At 60.8% G+C, this 18,267-nt stretch carries 12 protein-coding genes and 1 tRNA gene; 3 read left to right on the forward strand and 10 right to left on the reverse strand.

All coding sequences use genetic code 11. The features are described from left to right. Nucleotides 1–43 precede the first annotated feature (43 nt). The 3 genes from ACFSUD_RS15875 to ACFSUD_RS15885 all read right to left on the reverse strand — a co-directional run bounded on the left by ACFSUD_RS15875 (nucleotide 44) and on the right by ACFSUD_RS15885 (nucleotide 3,402). Nucleotides 44–1,033 (reverse strand): TRAP transporter substrate-binding protein, encoded by a 990-nt coding sequence (locus ACFSUD_RS15875; protein WP_386375486.1) that lies wholly within the window; start codon nucleotides 1,031–1,033, stop codon nucleotides 44–46. Between the two features lie 19 nt (nucleotides 1,034–1,052). After that, nucleotides 1,053–2,300: an NAD(P)/FAD-dependent oxidoreductase gene (locus ACFSUD_RS15880; protein ID WP_386375487.1), complete on the reverse strand. Its 1,248-nt coding sequence runs from the start codon at nucleotides 2,298–2,300 to the stop codon at nucleotides 1,053–1,055. Between the two features lie 64 nt (nucleotides 2,301–2,364). After that, complete coding sequence (locus tag ACFSUD_RS15885; RefSeq protein ID WP_386375488.1) at nucleotides 2,365–3,402, reverse strand: LacI family DNA-binding transcriptional regulator; 1,038 nt, start codon at nucleotides 3,400–3,402, stop codon at nucleotides 2,365–2,367. A gap of 173 nt (nucleotides 3,403–3,575) precedes the next feature. On the opposite strand from ACFSUD_RS15885, the gene ACFSUD_RS15890 reads away from it, so the two are divergent. The 3 genes from ACFSUD_RS15890 (at nucleotide 3,576) to ACFSUD_RS15900 (ending at nucleotide 5,521) form a co-directional block, all read left to right on the forward strand. Then, nucleotides 3,576–3,652 (forward strand) — tRNA-Arg (locus ACFSUD_RS15890). Nucleotides 3,653–3,807: 155 nt separating this feature from the next. After that, nucleotides 3,808–4,671, forward strand: a complete 864-nt coding sequence (locus ACFSUD_RS15895; protein ID WP_386375489.1) for a hypothetical protein — start codon at nucleotides 3,808–3,810, stop codon at nucleotides 4,669–4,671. Between the two features lie 274 nt (nucleotides 4,672–4,945). Beyond that, nucleotides 4,946–5,521: a helix-turn-helix domain-containing protein gene (locus ACFSUD_RS15900; RefSeq protein WP_386375490.1), complete on the forward strand. Its 576-nt coding sequence runs from the start codon at nucleotides 4,946–4,948 to the stop codon at nucleotides 5,519–5,521. Here the strand turns inward: ACFSUD_RS15900 and ACFSUD_RS15905 are convergent. From ACFSUD_RS15905 to ACFSUD_RS15935, 7 genes are all read right to left on the reverse strand, one after another. Beyond that, on the reverse strand, nucleotides 5,518–6,843 hold the full coding sequence (locus ACFSUD_RS15905; RefSeq protein ID WP_386375491.1) for a type II toxin-antitoxin system HipA family toxin: 1,326 nt from the start codon (nucleotides 6,841–6,843) through the stop codon (nucleotides 5,518–5,520). The genes ACFSUD_RS15900 and ACFSUD_RS15905 overlap by 4 nt on opposite strands. 1 nt (nucleotide 6,844) lies before the next feature. Next, a complete protein-coding gene (locus ACFSUD_RS15910; protein WP_386375492.1) occupies nucleotides 6,845–7,042 on the reverse strand; it encodes a helix-turn-helix domain-containing protein in 198 nt (65 codons plus the stop codon). 334 nt (nucleotides 7,043–7,376) lie between these two features. Next, nucleotides 7,377–11,753 carry an NACHT domain-containing protein gene (locus ACFSUD_RS15915; protein ID WP_386375493.1) on the reverse strand — a complete coding sequence of 1,459 codons (4,377 nt, stop codon included), beginning with the start codon at nucleotides 11,751–11,753 and terminating at the stop codon, nucleotides 7,377–7,379. Beyond that, nucleotides 11,740–15,504, reverse strand: coding sequence for a hypothetical protein (locus ACFSUD_RS15920; protein ID WP_386375494.1), 3,765 nt, complete (start codon nucleotides 15,502–15,504; stop codon nucleotides 11,740–11,742). The genes ACFSUD_RS15915 and ACFSUD_RS15920 overlap by 14 nt, the downstream gene beginning before the upstream one ends. Nucleotides 15,505–15,856: 352 nt before the next feature. Then, nucleotides 15,857–16,765, reverse strand: a complete 909-nt coding sequence (locus tag ACFSUD_RS15925; protein WP_386375495.1) for a restriction endonuclease — start codon at nucleotides 16,763–16,765, stop codon at nucleotides 15,857–15,859. A gap of 11 nt (nucleotides 16,766–16,776) precedes the next feature. Then, nucleotides 16,777–17,745, reverse strand: a complete 969-nt coding sequence (locus tag ACFSUD_RS15930; protein WP_386375496.1) for a hypothetical protein — start codon at nucleotides 17,743–17,745, stop codon at nucleotides 16,777–16,779. A gap of 8 nt (nucleotides 17,746–17,753) precedes the next feature. After that, nucleotides 17,754–18,107 (reverse strand): hypothetical protein, encoded by a 354-nt coding sequence (locus ACFSUD_RS15935; RefSeq protein WP_386375497.1) that lies wholly within the window; start codon nucleotides 18,105–18,107, stop codon nucleotides 17,754–17,756. Between the last annotated feature and the right edge of the window lie 160 nt (nucleotides 18,108–18,267).

The raw sequence follows: 18,267 nt of genomic DNA on the forward strand, positions 1-18,267 counted from the left end.
GCGCGGTGATGGCGACCCGCGTTCACGGGCCGCCGACCTCGCATCACTCCGCGCCCTTATAGGCATCGACGATCGCCTGACCATCCTCCCCGGCGGCTTCGAGCCATTCCGCGGTCATCGTCTCGCCGATCTCGCGCAGACCGGTCATCAGCTCTTCGCCAGCCGGTTCGACCTTCATGCCGCCCTCGCGCAGACCGTCATAGGTGAACTGGGTATATTCCCTGGCGGCTTCGAGCCCACGCGCCTCGGCTTCGGCGGCGCAAGTGTTGATCACCTCCTTGTTGGCATCCGAGACATTCTTCCAGACATCGCCATTGACCATCACATAATTGCGCGGCAGCCAGGCATCGACCTCGTAAAAATGCGTGAGGCTTTCCCAGACCTTCTGGTCATAGCCTGTGGCCCCCGATGAAATCATCGATTCCGCGACGCCGGTGGCGAAGGCCTGGCTCACTTCGGCGGCTTCGATCGTGACGGGGGACATGCCGGTGAGCTCCGCCAACCGCGCCGTGGTGTTGTTGTAGGAGCGGAACTTGACGCCTTTCATGTCCTCGACGCTGTTCACTTCCTTCTTGAAATAGAGCCCCTGCGGCGGCCAGGGCACGTTGTAGAGCAGATGCAGGTTCTGCTCCGCGAGCGTTGCTTCGATCTTCGGCTTGGCCGCTTCCCAGAGCCTCGCGCTGTCCTCGAACGAGGGGGCGAGGAAGGGCACGCTGTCAAAGCCGAAGATTGCGTCCTCATTCTGGTGGCCCGACAGTAGCCGTTCGCCGATCTGCACCTGCCCGGTCTGGATCGCGCGCTTGATATCGGCCCCGGCAAACAACGCGCCGCCCGGATGCACGGTGATCTCGATCTCGCCGCCCGTGCCTTCGGTCACGCATTCGGCGAATTTGACGCCGTTCTCGGAATGAAAATTGGAGCCGGAATAGGCCATCGGCATGTCCCATTTCTCCGCCGCGAGTGCAGGCAGCGCAGAGGCGGCCGCAATGGCGAAGGTCGCGACACCGGCCGCCAGCTTGGTTCTCATGTTCATCAGTCTCTCCCTTTGTTGTTCAGGGCGCGGCATCGAAGCGCTGCGGATCATAGGCGGCCAGATTGACATTGCCCGGCTGTCCCATGATCATCCCGGCGATCAGCCGACCCGTTTTCGGCCCGCCCGTCAAGCCGATGTGATGATGCCCGAACGCAGTGAAGACCCGGCTCTGGCCGATCTGCCCGATCAATGGCAGGCTGTCGCTCGGGGCGGGACGATGGCCCAGCCATTCGATCTCACGGCGCGCCTGCAAACCGGGAAAGGCGACTTTGGCCTGCCGACGCAGCAGCGCCAGCGGTGCTTTCGATGCACCTGCCTCCAACCCGCCGAACTCGACGATTCCGGCGCAGCGCAGCCCCTGCGCCATCGGCGTTGCGACGAATTTGCCGCTGGCGAGCATGATCGGCCGCGACGGGCCGCCGCGCGCGCCCTCAAAAATCACGTGATAGCCGCGTTCGCTTTCGAGCGGCACGTTCAGGCCAAGCTTGAGCAGCAGGGGCTTAGACCAGACACCGGTCGCCAGAACCACATCATCGCAGTCAAAGCGCCCTTCGGTGGTCTCGACCGCGCTGACGACACCGCCCGAAAGATCGAAATCCTTGACCTCAGCGGTAACGGTCCGCCCGCCCATGCTGGTAAAGGCAGAAGCCAGCGCCGCCACGTAACCGCCGGGATCGCGGCTAAACCCATGCGTCCCGAGCCGCGCCAGACAGGTGATCCCATCGCCAAGCGCCGGTTCATACTCGCGCAGCGCCTGGCCTTCGATCAGCTCCGGCACGAACCCGGCTTCGGCGCGCAGGGCCCAGGTATAGGCCTCGGCCTCGAACGCCGCGCGGCTGGCATAGGCAAAGCAATAATCGCTCCGGCTCACCCAGTCTTCGAGGCCGAGTTCGCGGGTCAGGCTGACATGCTGCTCCACCGAATCCGCGACGATCGGCGTCAGTGCACGTGCGATGCGGCGGGTGTCGGCATCATTGGCGTGAGAAAGATATCGCCGCAGCCAGGGCAGCAGTCGCGGCAGGTAAGGCCAGCGCAGGAACAGCGGAAAATCCCTGTCGAGCAGCATCCCCGGCGCCTTGCCGAGCAGACCGGGCGCAGTGACCGGAACCATGGCACAGGCGGCGAGCACCCCGGCATTGCCATGCGACGTGCCCTTGCCCGGCGCCGCTCGATCGATCAGGCTGACGTCCGCCCCGGCGCGGCGCAGCCAGATCGCCGTCGACACCCCGACGATCCCGGCGCCGATCACCAAGACATGACGGCTCATGCCGCAAACCCGCATGGCAGGGATAAGGCCCGGACCGCTGCCACGGTCGTCTGTCGCGATGGACTCATCGCTTGCGGTAACGCTGCAACGTGTCGCCGAAGGAGATCGTCGGGGTCAGCGTTACCTGCTGGGCGATTTCAGGATCGGGCTCGTCGCTGGTGGCGTTGAGGATGATCTGCGCGGCATGTGCGCCGATCTCCACGCGGCAGGCATCCATCGTCGCCAGCTGCCGCGGCAGACCTTGCAGCAACTCCACCCCGTTGAAACCGGCCAGCCCGATCTGTCCGGGAATGTCGATGCCCTGATCGAGCAGATAGAGCAGCCCGCCTGCACCGATCATGTCATTGGAGTAATAGAGAAAATCGAGATCTGGCGAGCGTTCGAGCATGGTCTGGGTCATCTCCCGGCCCTTGGCGAGCGCCGAACCGCCAGAATAGAAGGCACGGTCCTCAATCTCGATCCCCGCCTTGGCGAGCCCTTCGGTAAACCCTTCGAAGCGTTTGCGGGCCCGATGATCAAGCGGCATCTTGGTGCCCATGAAGCCGATATGCTCATACCCTTCCTTGAGAATCGCACGCGCCATTTCGCGTCCGGCCCGGCGATGCGAGATGCCGACCATCGCATCGACCGGTCGGCCATCCACATCCATGATCTCGACCACCGGGATACCGGCGCTCTGCAGCATGGCGCGCGCCGCATCGGAATGTTCGAGCCCGGCTATGATCACCCCCGAGGGCCGCCAGGACAGCATTTCGTAGAGCACCCGCTCTTCCTTCTCCGGCAGGTAATCGGTCACCCCGACCACGGGTTGCAGAGGCGTGTTCTCCAGAGCGCTGTTGATCCCGTTCAACACTTCGGGAAATACCATGTTCGACAGCGACGGAATGATCACAGCAACGAGATTGACCCGCTGCGAAGCCAGCGAGCCGGCGATCTGATTGGGCACATAGCCAAGCTCCTTGGCCGCGGCCAGAACCCGGCTGCGGGTGGTTTCGGAAACATCGCCGCGCTTGCGCAGTACCCGGCTCACGGTCATTTCCGACACGCCACAGGCCTCGGAAACATCGCGCAGGGTGAGGGGACGTTTGGGGGAATGTGACACGGCAAGATCCTGAAGTTGCAACTGCTTTGACGCTAGCCAGATCGCCGGAACCGCGCAAGCGTTACCGCTCTCAGAAGGGAGCTCGCGATCCGTCGATCGCAGCCGCCCCACCGATTTTTTGCGACATGGGGAATGGCAAAGACGGAAACCTTGCGCTAAACCCGACAGCAGACGGCCCCGTAGCTCAACTGGATAGAGCAGCCCCCTCCTAAGGGGCAGGTTGCAGGTTCGAATCCTGCCGGGGTCACCAAAAAACTCAGTAAAATATGGCGTTTTGTCAGGGGCTTGCAAAGGCGGCTGCAGAAACGCCCGTTTGATTCCCGGGAAAATCTGGGGCGGTAGACAGGATTTCTGTACAAAACCTGTACAAGTCGAAGCCGGTTTAGGCCTTCGCGGGGCGCGGCAATGAGCTGGCGTGTCGCGAACGAATGCGCCGAACGCCGCTTCGGCAGCGCCGCGCGCAAGCAGATCATCATGTTCCTGGCCGACAAGGCGAGCGATGACGGCTCGGGCATTTGGTGCTCGAAAGGGACGATCCAACGGCACACGGAGCTTGGCGAAAGCACCGTGAAGCGAACGATCAGCGATTTCCTGAAAGAGGGTATTCTGATCGAGACCGGGCGGCGGCCCTGCAAGAACGGTTTCACCGTAATTTACCGCATTGTTCTGGCCCGCGTCATGGCGCTGGAATCGATGGCCGAACCCGATGACGGGACGGGGTCCACGGTGGACCCCGTCCAGCCAGAACCCGGTACGGGGTCCACCATGGACGGGGTACGGGGTCCAGGGTGGACCCCAAACCACCCTAAAACCATCCATAAACCACCTACGCGCAAGCGCGCGGAGGCGGCGGCGGTTGAGGATGAAAGGTTTGAAAAGATCTGGGCGGCTTATCCGAATGACCGTCAACGAGGGAAGGCTGCGTGCTTGGCTCGGATCGCGGAGGCCGTGAAGGAGGGGATTGATCCAGATGACCTGCTGCGCGCCGTGCAGACCTACGCCACCGAGAGCCAGGGTTTCACGAGGTCCAAGGTCTGTTTCGCGGACAACTGGTTCGCTGACCGTCGCTGGCAGCGGTTCCTCGATGCGTTGGCCGAGGAACGGCAGGCAAAAATCGTTCTTGCCGCCGACCACCACGCCCGGCTCGCTGCATGGGTCCGCGACCGCAGCCCGATGTGCAAACACATCACCGCCCCGCAGGTGGCAGCACTTATCGCGTCGGGGCTGGTGACCGATGGCCAGCTGCGCGCGGCTGGGTTGGCGGCATGAGGGGCGTGTTTTCCGCAAGATGCATTGCGCATCGCGCCCCGTGCATCGCGCCGCGCGTCGCCTGTGGCGTGCTCTTCGCATCGCGCACCGCGTCTTTTGCGCCGCGTCCAGTTTTTCACGCACAGTGCATCGCGTTTCCTGCATCGCGTGCCCTGCGCCCCGTCCCAACAAGCACAGCCACAGAAATGGACTCCAAGCCCCTGACCCGCCTCCGCTAACGCTGGGAGGCGGGGGCTTGGAGGAAGTTGGCAAGAAATAGGAACGTAAACTTCACATGCGCCACCATCGCAAACTGACCGACGACGAACGCCACCAGATCATCGAGGCCCGCGCTGGCGGCACGCCCGTAAAGGCGCTTGCCCGCCAATACGGAGTCTCGCGCCGGACGATCTACAACACGTTGAACAAGGCCCAACGCGCGCGCCAGGGCCGCACCCAAACGATCAGCTTACGCGTCAGCAGACGCGAACTGGCTGGCCTCCACGCCGCCCTGGAGAGGCGCGGCATCACCGACCAACCCGCCGCCATGCGCCGTCTGATGGGGGCCGCTGACATCCTGCTGCGTCCGGCAGACCCGGTCGTGCTCGACCACCTGCAAGCCTGGGGTGCGCAGGTCGCCACCGAGGGCGCTGCCGTCAACCATATCGCCCGCAAGCTCAACGAGGCCAAACTGCGCGGCCGCCCGATCCCGTTCACCGACGATGACATGACCACGATCCGCACCTTCGCCGGGGGGCTGGTCGAATTCGCCGAGGGGTTCCGCATCCTGTGGGAGGAACAGCTGGCCGCGAAGACGCGCGAGGTCGACAAGGCGCTGGAGGGGTTGGCCGCAGAGGCACCGGTGTCCTAAAGCAGGTCCTGCATCTGCGCCGCCCGCTGCATCGCATCGCTTGTGATCGGCTCTCTGACCGCCGCCGGGACCTGATCGCCCACGGCCAGAAGCGTCCGTTCCAGCGCAGGGCCCAGCCGATCGGTCATGTCCTGCAACAGCTCCAAGGCGCGGCCCTTTGGCAGACCCGCCGCGCGGCCCTCGGCCTCGAAGTGGCGCGGCACGATCTCGTCGATGCCGTAATGGCCATCGATCGACATTGCCAGGCGGTAGCGCTTCCGCTGCAAGCGTCCGGCGCGGACGACTGGAGCGATGCTCAGGATGTCATAGAGAGGCGCGAGCGTGAACCGCGCGCGACGCCCCAGACGCAGGCTGAAGTTCTTGGCGTGCCCATCAGAGGCTCCGATCAGGAAGAAGAAGATCTGCGCCCGGAAGAACGTCTCCCGGTCTTCGATGGGCGTGTCGGATTCCCGCAAAAGCTCCATGATCTGGGCGACACCGGGGCCGCCCAGCCTCTGGTATTTCATGGCAGAGGGGTAACCCAGCGACTGGCAGATATCTTCTTGCGGCAGGCGCTTCAGGGTGTCGCCGTGCCAAACGCGGTCGAACCGTTCGACCGAGAGCACGACCTGCTCAGGCAGGGTGAGCTTTTCGACATGCGCAACGGGAAGGCCGATTTCGCCAGCCAGGGTCATGCAGAACAACTCGTTCTCGACGCTGTCGCTCAGGTCGATCTGCTCGGGACCGGGAATGATGCCCATGGGCGTCTTGAAGATATGGCTGGTCGGCGTGATGCCCCGCGGTTTGGCCCATTGGCCATTGATACGCAGATAGGCCGTCTTCTCCTGCGCGCCGGCGATGGAAATCCGGAAATCCTCGTCTTCACCCAGGGCTAACGGCGCGGCGGCGAGGTTCTTCAGGTCGGCGACCATCTCCTCTTCCGAAATGACGCGATACTGCATGTCCTGTTCGGACGGGGCCTCGTCCACCGGCAGGAATTGCAGCGCGCCGACACAGTCGCGCCCGAGCACGGACAGCAGAGAGAACACATCCTTGCCCTGCGCCCCGACACGCGCGGCGATCTTCTCGCGCAGCTCGCCTTCGGCGTCGGGCAAGAGGTTGTCGAAGGCGGCGATTACAGGATCACCCTGCCATTTGAGCTTGGTCAGCGGCAGGGCGCTGGCAACCGGAAAAGCGGCCTCGGATGCCACCCAACCAGGATCATAGGTGAAAGCGATGGCACCATCCGTTGCGCGGGTCAGCGTTCCCACCCTCGCTCTTTCGTACCAGACGGCTGTCTTGCTTTGACGTGTGCGGCGACCTGCGCGTGCAATGCGTGCCATCTCAAGGCTGCCCCGGGTCGGCTATTCGATCCGTCGCGGAAAGTTCTGCACCGAGGGCCTCGAGAAGACGCAGGTAGACATCGAGGCTGACGGAAACGACACCATTCTCGATATCTGAAATGGTGGATTGCGCCGTTCCCGTCATCTCGCCAAGCTGCTTCTGGCTGATCTTCCGCGCAGCGCGCCGCGCCTTCAGCACGGCCCCGGCTTGGCGGAGGCTTCGGATGGGGTATGCAAGTGGATTTTCCATAGTCTCTTATAGCTCAGGGGCAATAATCCGTCAATATATCCTATGAGCTATATTTCTGTTTAATAGCGCTTAGGCTATGGACAGCATAGGTGAGGGCTTGCGCCCTCGATTCATGGATACTACAGCGTCACTCTGAGACGAAAGCGTCATAGGGCGGGAAGCGGAATTTCGCAGTGGTCGCAAAAGTCTTACGGACCCTTGGAAAAAGCATATCTTGAGCGAGTACGATGGTTGAAGCCAGCGGCTCCCGATCGCGCCTCGGAAAAAGAACACTTACGCTAAATCAGCGTCCGTCCTCTGTATCAGGATAGGGTTTCAAGATCGGCCAAGGGCGTTCCGACGCAAGATCCGGATGGCGTGGTTCCGATTCTGGAGCACCGTACTCGTCCCGGAGATCATCTATAAGTTTGAGACAGCGGGCGGCGGGATCACCCTTGCCGCCACTGCTCGTCATTGCCAGCAGCTTCCGGCGCAGTTCGACCGCCGGGACGGGCACGACATTGTAAGCACCCTCCCAGTTCTCTGCTGGAACATGTTCCGTGATAGCGCGTTGAATCGACTGCCACGTCATGAACGAACGTCCGGTTTTCATCTCAAAAACGATCAGCATCAATACGCCATCCGAGCCAGGATCTTCGGCGACTGCGCTAGCTAACAAAGCAAGCTGATTCGTTGTCGGCCCATCCTTCAGGAGGTCGTAGACATAGGTACGGACCTCGGAGAACTCCGAAATCAAGCTACCCAGTTCGCGTTGCCAACGCCACCCGACGTATGACGGTCCGTCGAGCGCGCCGCTGACGGTCAAGTCAACAAGGCGGCGCGCGGCGGATACTGTGCCAAACCTCAACACGGTCGTGCGCCACTGATGGTTCTGGTAGAAACGCTGGTCATGCTCGGCGATGGTGAAAGTCACATCTTCTGCGTCGCTTGAGGACGAACTGCTGAGTCCGCGGACCATCTCTTCGAGCATTCGTGGATTGCGATACGCCTCCGGCATGCCGCGCACGATGGCGGGCAGGTCGGAGACAGGCGTGGCGAACGGCAAGAGGCGCAACCAATCGCGTAGCTGATACGCGTCGCTCTGTGATAGGATCCAAGTTTCCTTCTTGGCCGCCTCGAAGGTCTGAGCGATGCCATCGGCAACAAGCGTGATGTCGATGTCCTCACCAGAGAGAACAAGCGACAACAACAAGGCTGCGCGCGCCTGCCTCGGCGCGAGAGAAATTAGCTTACGGATCGTCGCGTCACGCTGGCCATGAGGGAGCCGTGTTCCAACAATACCGAGCTCAACCGCCAGCTTCACTTGCGCATCCGACGAACCATCGACAATCAAGGTCTCGATTGCGCTGAAGATAGCCTCCGCCTCAATTGATGTCGCGGCGGGATTGGCGGCGCGGGCCTCCCGGCGCGTTTCCACGCGTGAGAAGTCTACGCCGATCAGGAGCTTTTTGTTATCCTTGGGTTCATTTGCCTCAGACCACTGGCCAGCCAGCACACGCGCCGCGAGCTCGCCAAAATGCTCATCCGTCAGGTATTGACGCATTAGTGCAGCGGTCTCCGGCGCTTTGATTGCCAAGAACGCGCGTTGATACTCGTGCATATGCGGGGTCTGAGCTTCGTGAACGGCTTCGCGATCCTTCCAGCCACTTGCGGTCGCTGTTTTGCGGAAAGCTCGATAACGGCCTAAGTTGTCATCAAGCATATGCTTCAAGAGTGGAAGATGTGCGACAGACGGTGCGCGGCTCATCATCGTTGCAATGGTAGCTACGCGCCAGCGCTTCTCATACCCATTAGCGAGCATGCGTTCGGCCCAATTTCGCGCGAGCATACCAATTGCTACCAAGCCTTCTTCGCCAAAGGGTCGCGCCCGCTCTTCGTCGCCGTTGGTCTCGCGCGAAAACAGTTCGGCCAGTTGGACGAGTTCGTCATTTTTGGCATCTGCCGCCCGCGCCTGAATGGCGGCTACCAAACTTGCACCGGGTGTATGGCCGATACGGTCGCGCAGCCCGTGATAGTAATCTCCCGCAGCCTGATCGTATTTGCCGCCTGCGTCCCGTACGACTTTCCCAGCTGCAAGATACGCGTCAATCAGCCGGCCAACAGCGTTTGGTCCCAGCACTGAAGCTGCTGCCTCGGCGCGATAGTCGTGGCGGTTTGTTTCTTCGAGGGCGATCCTAAGCAGTGCGTCGTCTTCAAGGGCAAACCCGGCGGCCGCAAGAATATCGTCCGCGCCGTAGAAGAGTTCGCGTTGCTCGCGCAAACGGCGCAGCAGCCCTTCAGCTAGAGCCTGCGGCCAACGTCTTCGCACCTCGTAAAACAGGTGCCTTTCGCCATCGGTCTTCCGGTCAATCTCCATTCTAGCAATGAGTTCGGCAACCTCGGCGTCATGGTCTTTCCCAATTGGCGCATCGAGGAGCGAATGCAGCCGCTGAAAGGGCGACAGGCCGGCGGCTTCGCGGCGTCCACTTGCCCGCCGTAGTTCCTGCTGAACAGCATCAACAGCAATGTCCTCAAGGTGACCCTTCTCGGCGAGGATGTCATAAGTCGCTTCGCTCGCATCCGTGAGTAAGTCGGCAACGTGACGATCCGCCCGCCGAAATGCGAGCGCATCGACTACCGCCGCTTTCACCTCCGGATCGCCGTCGATCCTCGCGATCTCTGTCGCAAGGTCAAGGCCGTCAATCCCGCCATTCGATGCGATTTCGCAGAGTGCGTTCTTACGAATGTCCGGAGGCAGCGCTGCGATGCGCGTCTGCGCGCCACTTCCAAGTACGGACGGACGAAACTGCCGCGCTGCTCGAAGCGCGTGCAAGTGTACTTGATCGTCGGCATTCGCAATAAGTGGCCAAATAAGATCGGCGAATTCCGGCCTCCCGGACGCGATCATAAAACGCACTGCGCGATCCACTTTGCCTGGCGTGTGCCACCGGTCGGCGAAGCTCCACATTTCTGTGCCAATCAGTGTCCATACCTCGTCAGTGGCGCGGAAGATCATCTCGCCTGCGAGGACAGGATCGACGTCAAAAGCTGCGCGGATGGCGGCGCTGCATGCGACCTTATGCGCAGCGTCGCTGCGCGCGCTACGTTCGACAGCAAACAGGATGGCTTCTTCCCAGGGGCGCCGATCGAGCACGTCGGCCATCATTTTCTCACGTGCGCTAGGATCGCAGACGGCCTGCAGCATCAGTCGTTCGACGTAGTGCGAGGCGTACCATTCTTGAAATTGCTGATGCTGGAACGAGTAGCCCGGAGTGTCACCGGACCGCGTCAGAACATGATTGCTGACAAGTGTGTCGAGCAGCGTGTCGGGCTGTATGGTGATGGTCATCTGCCCATCGGCTATCAGGATCCGCGCGGTCTCGGCCACCGATTTGCGGGCATTGCTGTCCGTGATCGCCGTGTTGGCGGTTGTCGTTGCAAACACGGCGAGGTCATCCAAGTAGTCCTGCTGGAAGCCGAGGGCCACGGCATGAAGCGCCGCCGCACGACGAGCCTCCTCTTCATGCGCTGCAATGAAGCGACTCAGCACTTCTTCCTTTGTGGTCGGAAAAGGCGCTCCCTCTGGCAGCGAAAGCAGTGCAGTGAGGTAGAGAGGAATGGTGACGAGTTCGCGGACACCTGGTGTCCGCCAGGCCCGATCCACGAGCTGTGCGCCAGCGTCGCCGCGCATGCCGCGCGCAATCTCTATTTGTTGCTCGTCGTCCAGCGGAAGCAAATCGACCCGCGTCCCAACGAAAGGAATGTCTAGGGCCTGCCTGCGCGTGGAGATGACGAGACCGAGTTCAGGCAATTCAGCCTTCAAGGCCGAAATTTGCACGCGCGCGCGTTCGCGCGTGGCGGCGTCCAATTCGTTCCAGCCATCAAGAAGCAGCACGACGCCAGGGTTCGTCGCGACGGCGCGAAAATCCTGCTCAGAAAGTCCGTTGTATGCGGGGCGTTTTAGGATGGATACGAGCAATGCGTCGCCTTCGGTGGCCCAATCTCCCAACGGCACGATAAGCGGCGTGCCGTTGCCGATTTCCAACAGCCCATCGGCGACCTGAAAGAGGGTTGTCGTCTTTCCCATTCCGGGTGCGGCGACAAGGATCAGGTCATCCAGCGTGGTCACTGCGTTGGCAAGCGCACGCGTGCTGAGCGCCTCGTCCACGTGCTTCACCTTTAAGGTCAGCGTGAGCGCTACGTTCGTGCCCGGCCATTTGGGTGTTCGACGGAACACGGCCAGATCGGCTGAGGCCGCTGCTCGCAGGCGGCGGCCCAGCTCGTCCGGCGTGGAAGCTTGCATTCCGGGCCCGTACGGCACGTTGTGCATCACGCTGCGCCACGAATCTTCGTTGGTCTGTCGCTTCCACCTGCGCAATTCCTCGACGGTGAATATTGAATCCTTGGCGTCGACGGCACGTCCGTGTACGTCGCAGAGCCAAATGCCGTTGTCAGCGGCCGCGCGCTCTTCAGACGTCATCTGCGCGTCGTAGCGGGGACCGCCAGGCGCGGCAGCGCAGATGTGCGAGGCTTGGCCGATATTGATTTCACCCGCGCCATCGGATGTGGCGGCGTGGGTCAAACGGCGGCATGCCGGGTTGGAGCAATGGCCGCGCGCTTGCCGCTCAATGGCCCGTTTGGTTGCGGGCGAAAACTCGTCTCTGTTCTTACTCTTGGCCATTGCCGGCTCGCTCGGGTGAGGTCGTTTGGACACGCTCGGACGGTTGCCCTTCGGCTGGAATACTGTCGATCTCTGCAGACAACAAAAGCAGAGACACATACCCCGCTGCCTCAGCGATATTGCTTGAAGTTCCGCCTATCGCAGCCTGCGCTTCTGCGGCGAAATCGACGTCCCCAGTTCGCAGATGCTCGATCAATTCGGACACATCCGATTGCAGGGCTTGGTCAAACGCATTGAGCCGTCGGGCCAGTTCTTCGTACTTTCTTGCGAAGGTGGCCTCCAAGCTCCGACGGGCAGCAACCTCTTCTTCGGGACGAGTCTCATGGCCGAGCCGTTTTTGATCCATTGCCCCAAGTTCGCTGGCGAGGCTCAGCACCTCCCCAAACATGCTTGCCATAACAGATGGGGCTTGTGGCAATCCGAGTTGTTCAGCCCAGAAGGCAGCACCTTCCACGTCAGGAAGGAGGGTCTGGTAACCAGACTTTGCGAGCGCCGGGAACGCGATATCCTCAATGTAAGGCATGATTGTCAGGTGGATAGACGAGTCCACCAATGACCGCACGAGCTCGGCTTGTTCAGCGAGCGTGATCACCGCATCCGCAATGTCGGGCGCAGGCAACAGCGCAAGAACATCTGCTGGCGGCCACGGTAGAATACCCTTGGCGTTAACGCGAAGATGGAACTGTGCGACGATCCCGGCTTCCTCTGCCAGGCGCTCAATTTCTGCCTTTCGCTGAGCTAGTCGTGATTCCCCGGCAGCTTTGGCAGAGAGGGACACGAGCCGAACGGAGTTGCCTACTCGCGCGCCTTTGCCGCGCGCCGCCCAAGTTACCGCTGGCGCTTGCTTCCTTTCATGGGCTTCTCCGGCCAGAACTCGCAACGTCTCCAATAGCGTCTTGAGCCGGGTAAGTATTGGTGGAGGACCGTCGGCGACGAGATGCCAAGGCTCTTCGGCAATTGCAGTGTCGACATCGGCGATGAGATCGCTCAACCAGGCAATGTATGCACCAGCTTGGTCGGGCAGTATTGCGAACCTCTTGACAAGATTGACGCTTGCGCTGTGCAGGAGGTTCTGGAACTTGGTGACGGCGGTGTTAGCCTCTCCGTGCCCCGCGCCTGACGCTTCCAATGATGAAACAGCGGGAGGCGTCAGTGCTTCAGTATCCGCATTGAGTGAATTCAGCTTGTCAGCGAGGTTGCCGAATGCATCCTTTCCTCGAAAATGTGCGTCGAAGACCTTCTCCAACGTCGGCACAAGGGCATCGAGAATTGCCACGCCTCTTGCAAGATAGTCGCTATAGCACGGGGCGGCGACGCGGCGGGAAATCAAGTCACCCCACCGCCGATTCCACTGAGGAACTGATGGTGGGGGAAGATTTTCTCGGGGAATCCGCTTTGTTGCGAGCGGTAACTGGGCAAGACCAGCCAATTCGCCACTTGCGGTAATAGCGTTGGACACCGCAATATCGGCGGACGGACACAGTGCCAATATCCGCTGACACAAACTTACAACCGCGTCGTGCGGATTTTTCTGCACAGAGCCGGCAACGTACCAAAGATCGCAACGGACGATCCTTCCATTATCGGCATCTTCGATTGTTACAGGCCCGGCCCAAGCTGTCTCTGCCTGAACCCGTGCTAATAGCGCCTCTTGCCCGACCTCGGCAACCCAATCATTGGCGATCTCACGATCCAGGGCGGACAAGGTGCCCATTAGAGACCCTAAGAGATCGAGATTGGCATTCAAGAGGCCTTCGGGAGAATGCATGAGACTGGTCCGCACCGCGGCTGGCAATGGCATTCCGACCAACGCTGCGAGAATCTCATCTAAGCTCGCCAAATCCGCTGTCTCGATCAGGACAGACAGGACAGAGGATGACATACGCTCCATCAACAGGCGGCGAGGGTCATTTTCCGGTGAACCTTTGATCTGCGAGAGTCGATCCGCCGCAGCCTGGACCTCCGGGATGATGCTGAGACCACTCAGATCAATACCCCCGATCCCGAACATTGCGGCGCTTCCGACTTGCGTTCGCGGCAGCGCACGCGCATCAGGCGTGTCCAGCCATTCGTCAACGCCCGAAGAAACCCTGCCCGAGCCCAGACCCCGGAGCGCTGACGCCAACGCCCGCGCGTCCTGTTCGCCCTCCACGCGTGTAATCAAGCCATTGAGCACGGCCGGGACAGGCAAGCGCCGCGCAGATAGCGTGTCCGCGACCAACGGCTCGAGATGGGCGGCGGGCACACTTACGATCGTCCGTTCGAAACTCGTTTCGAGGGTCGGCAATGTCGTCTGGTGCGTGAGCTGCAGCAATTCTTCGGATCGAAGCTGGTGTAGGCCGGTGACCGCTCCCGGAGCAGGTGAACGAACCAGATGTTCCTGGATGAGGCGTTGTAAGGCGCGTGAAAGATCGGCCTCACTGACCGAAAGCGCGCGCGCCAATCGCGATGCATCGACTTCAGCATTCGCTGTGCCTGCCCAGGCGCCGGATCGCAGAATATCCAGTTCAAGGGAACGCTTCGGATCTGAAACTCTGGCCGCGACTTGATCGGCGAGGAGTTCGTGCATCCTTTGTCCGCGTGTCAGGATATGGACATATTCGAGAAGAAGGCCATTGCTCATCTTCCACGGCTCGTACCAACCTGCCCAGTTCGTCTTTTCGGCTTCGCGCAGTTCTCGCCAGAGTCGTTCTGCGAGTTCGTCATCGGGATCGGCGCGTATTTCGGCTGCCCGCGCGCGCTCTGCAATCAGCGTAACATCTTCTTCCCGGACCGAACCGAGCAGGACGACGCCGGGCACAGACATCGCCTCTTTGAGCAAGGCGCCCCAGCTTTCCGGCCCATTCCGGCCGACATCATCCATGACGAAGCCCAAGGGGCTGTCTACTGAAGCGCGAAACGTCCGGACCAACTGGCGCAGAGATGGAATATCCTCCGCACTCAGACGACGGATACGAAACCACCGCACCGTATGGCGCAACGCGTTGGCGGCCTCCCACATCAAAGCGGATTTTCCGGCCCCTGACTGTCCGACGATTAACGCGGCCCGGCGTTGTTCAATACCCTCCACCAACGCCGATCTGCTTCGGGGACGTTCGGCCACCAAACCTGCCGCGATGTGGCCGGGTTCTACATCGACTCCGAGATAGAAGTTTGGGTCGTCGAGAGGCGTAAGGAAATCTACCGGTTCGCAGACGCCATCCCTGAGGGAGCGTTCGATCGCGTCAATGTCGATAGCGGCCAAGACATCTCGAATTGCCGTTTCCGTGTCAGAGATCGAAACACCACGATAACTCTCTGACGCCAACCGACCATTGCCGTCTGCCAAAGAGCCCATGCGAACAAGCAGTTCAGCAAAGCACATCTGGGCTGCGATCGGGGCGCAGTTCAGCCGATCTACCATCAGGCAGATTGCCCATTCCTGCGGTGAGGCCGCCACGACGATTGATGTGCGTGGGAGGAGATCGGTTGCCCCATTAAACTTTGAAAGTCTTGTGCTGAGCGGACCTTCAATTGAGCGGACTGCAGGGTGGTCGTCGAGGGGGGGAAGACCCGCCACTTCCCGCTCAAGAACGAGTTCTAGTAGCTGTGGCTGCGGTGCAGACCCAATCGACCGATTCCACAGATCTTCTATGTACCCGACCGCCTCGCCTTCAGTATAGTTCCCAAGGTGTTCGCGCCTGCTCTTGACTTGGACGAAGCTCGTTGCCTCGCCACGCAGCTCTATATCGTCGCCGCCTTCCGGAATCACGATTGCGGGGTCTCGCTGACCCGCCCATATTTCTATCGCTAACCACGCGGAGACGGCATCCTGGTAACGAAAACCCCGGCCTGCATTTGACCCGGCTCTGGACGCTGCCTTCCCTAACTTGGTCGGCGCGACGGAGGCCTCGAGCCGGCGTCTCTTCTTTGTTTTCATAGTCAAAGTTACCGCCAAGAACTAGAGGTCGATGCATACAGTCTTTCTCGCAAGCATCGTTTCTTCTGAATGAGGTTAATTTTAACACTGCGAAAGCAGCAAATGACAGGTAGGATGGGCTGCCCCGCGGCGATGATATGCTTTAGCTTTCGGCAGCTATGGGCCGCAACTCTAACTGCGCCATTCATATTCCCTCGAACCAGTTAGCCTCAATCTGGACCCGCTCTATCATCTCAGTCGCCACTCCCAGCCTGTTTTCCTTTAACAACTCGCAGAGCCGGTCACCGTCGATCAGGTCAATTGCTATAGCACCATCTCGGGTGGCCTCGTCCGAGGCCTGGCTGGTGAAATGCCCCGTCGTGATGAAAAGCCCCTTGTCGGCACGGCCTTGTAGCGCGCCGCGGAAGTCTCGAATTTCCTTGGCTCCGACACTCCCCTTCCAGCGCTTGCATTGAAAGTAGACCTGGAACGATACGAGGTTCACGCGCAGCACGCCGACACCGTCGATCCCGCCGTCGCCGGACTTGCCGCGCACCTCGACCTTGGTGAAACCGGCCTCGCGCAGGAGACGTTGCGCCAGCCGTTCGAAACCGTCGGGGGTCATCTTGGCCAGCACGGCCAGCAATGCCGATTTCCAGTCCTCTTCGTCGGCAGGGCCGTCTTCGGCCATGACCTCGATCACTTCGCCCCTGTCCGCGTCGGCTTTCTTGGCAGCCAGCCGCTTCAGGCGCGCGCGTTCACGCTCTTCCTGCGTCACCTGATCGTAGATGGCTTGAGTCCCGCTCAAATCTAAGATCGCAGCGCCTGTCTCGGTCAAAGCCCAGACCCCGCGCTTGGAGTTGTTCAGTGCATCGCCGCGTTTCAGATAGGTTCGCGCCCATGCCAGATAGTAATTCACACGCGTCCGGTTTTCGTCGCGGGGCATGGTGAAGGCCTGTTCGGCCTCCGTCACGCCTTCCAGCTCGATCACCTTTTCATCGAGTTCCTGGATTGTCGCGGACCCGCCGAGGTCTTTCAGAGCCTCGACCGTGACAAGCATCATTCCCGGAAGGTCTGGAAGGGTTTCTGCATCTATTTCAAATCGTCTTTTCATCCATAACCCAATCAACCAGCTTTTTCAGCGCCCTCGGCGGCCATTTTTCCTGCAGTCCAACACTTCCGGACAAGCCATTCCTCAGCGAGGTAGAATTCGCCGCCCAAAACCCTTGCACCACCTTTGAAAAGACGCGCCTTCATTGCGTCTTCGCCTTTGATGGCGGTGGCGGCGTCAGGATACGGCGCGGCATCTGGCACAGGCTCAGGAAACATGATTTCCCATTTGAACCGCCCGGCAGGGTAGGCAGACTGGATCTGGTCCCTCCGCTTATACGGGCTTTTCGAGAATCCAACTTTGATAATCATGCGCTCATCTTCATCGTCCACCGGCTCGCCAAGCCAGTTGGCGACCCCGCCGGCCAGGCGCAGGATGTAAAGATGCTTCGGCCCGTCAACTTCTCCAACGAAGTACGGCTCCTTTGCCGGGATCACGGCCCGGCTTGGCTTCAGCGCATCCGAGAAAGGTCGCACCACGCTGTCCAACTTGCCAGTCTGGCCGTAGACTGGCACCTCGTGGACGGTCAAATGCGCAAGGCGGGCCGCTTCTTCATCTGACAGTCGGACACCGTTCGCCCCGATCGCCTCGGCAGAGCTGCGCCCGTAGGTCTCGGCAAAGATATCATCGACATCCTGCCACTCGGCTTCGTCGATGATCCAGGCGCGCGAAACGCGTACGGCATATTCCCATTTGCCACGGCTCTTGGGGTCCGCTTCTTTTTCTTCCCAAGCGTCGCCCGACAGAAACTGCTTTATGTGCCCCGTCTCTCCAGTGGTCTCCAAAATCCCGACAACCTTGCCTCGCTGGTTGTCCGGACCTTTGCCCTTGGTGACATAGATGACGACCAGAGCACCCTTTCGCGCGTCGGGCAGGAACTTTTCGCGCCGCCAACTGTCCGAGAAGCCGACACATCCCCAAGTGTCCGGGCTGAACCCCCAGAAAGAGGTGAGCCATACGGGGCGATCAGCCAAATCAAGCATGCTTCACCTCACGCCGCATAGCGCCCCTCTTCGACCTTTTCGGCCTGTCCCAACGCCGCAAGGCTATCCAGCAACGGCTGCACGCTCGTTGTCCGCGCGCGCAGGAAGCGGCGGGCGATTTGTTCGGGGGTTGCCTCGCCCATCTCCGCCAGCGCGTTGCGGACGGCGGCGATCTGGTCGGGAAGGGTTTGGGGCCAGGGGGCTTTTTCGATCTTGGCGGTGGGGCCAAGGTCCATTTCGGTGGTTTTGCCCTTGCTGGCCTGTGCGCCGCTGGGGTTCTGGTAGTCGGGGCGGAGCCAGCGGATGTGGCCGCGCGTTTCTTCTTCGGCGCGTTCCTTGTTGAGGGCGACGAGGCGATACATCACCTCGTCTTCCGCGTCCTGTTGCTCTTTCGCCTTAGGCTGATGCGGTTTCGTTGCACCTTGCTTACCAATCAAAGCTCTAGCAGGGTGCTGATTTAGTCGCTGATCCGGAACGCTATCCCTTCAACGGCGCCGGTTCGGGTGATCTTCTCACTTGTCG

Origin of the sequence: Sulfitobacter aestuarii (genome assembly GCF_042685005.1) — a bacterium.
GTDB lineage: Bacteria > Pseudomonadota > Alphaproteobacteria > Rhodobacterales > Rhodobacteraceae > Sulfitobacter > Sulfitobacter aestuarii.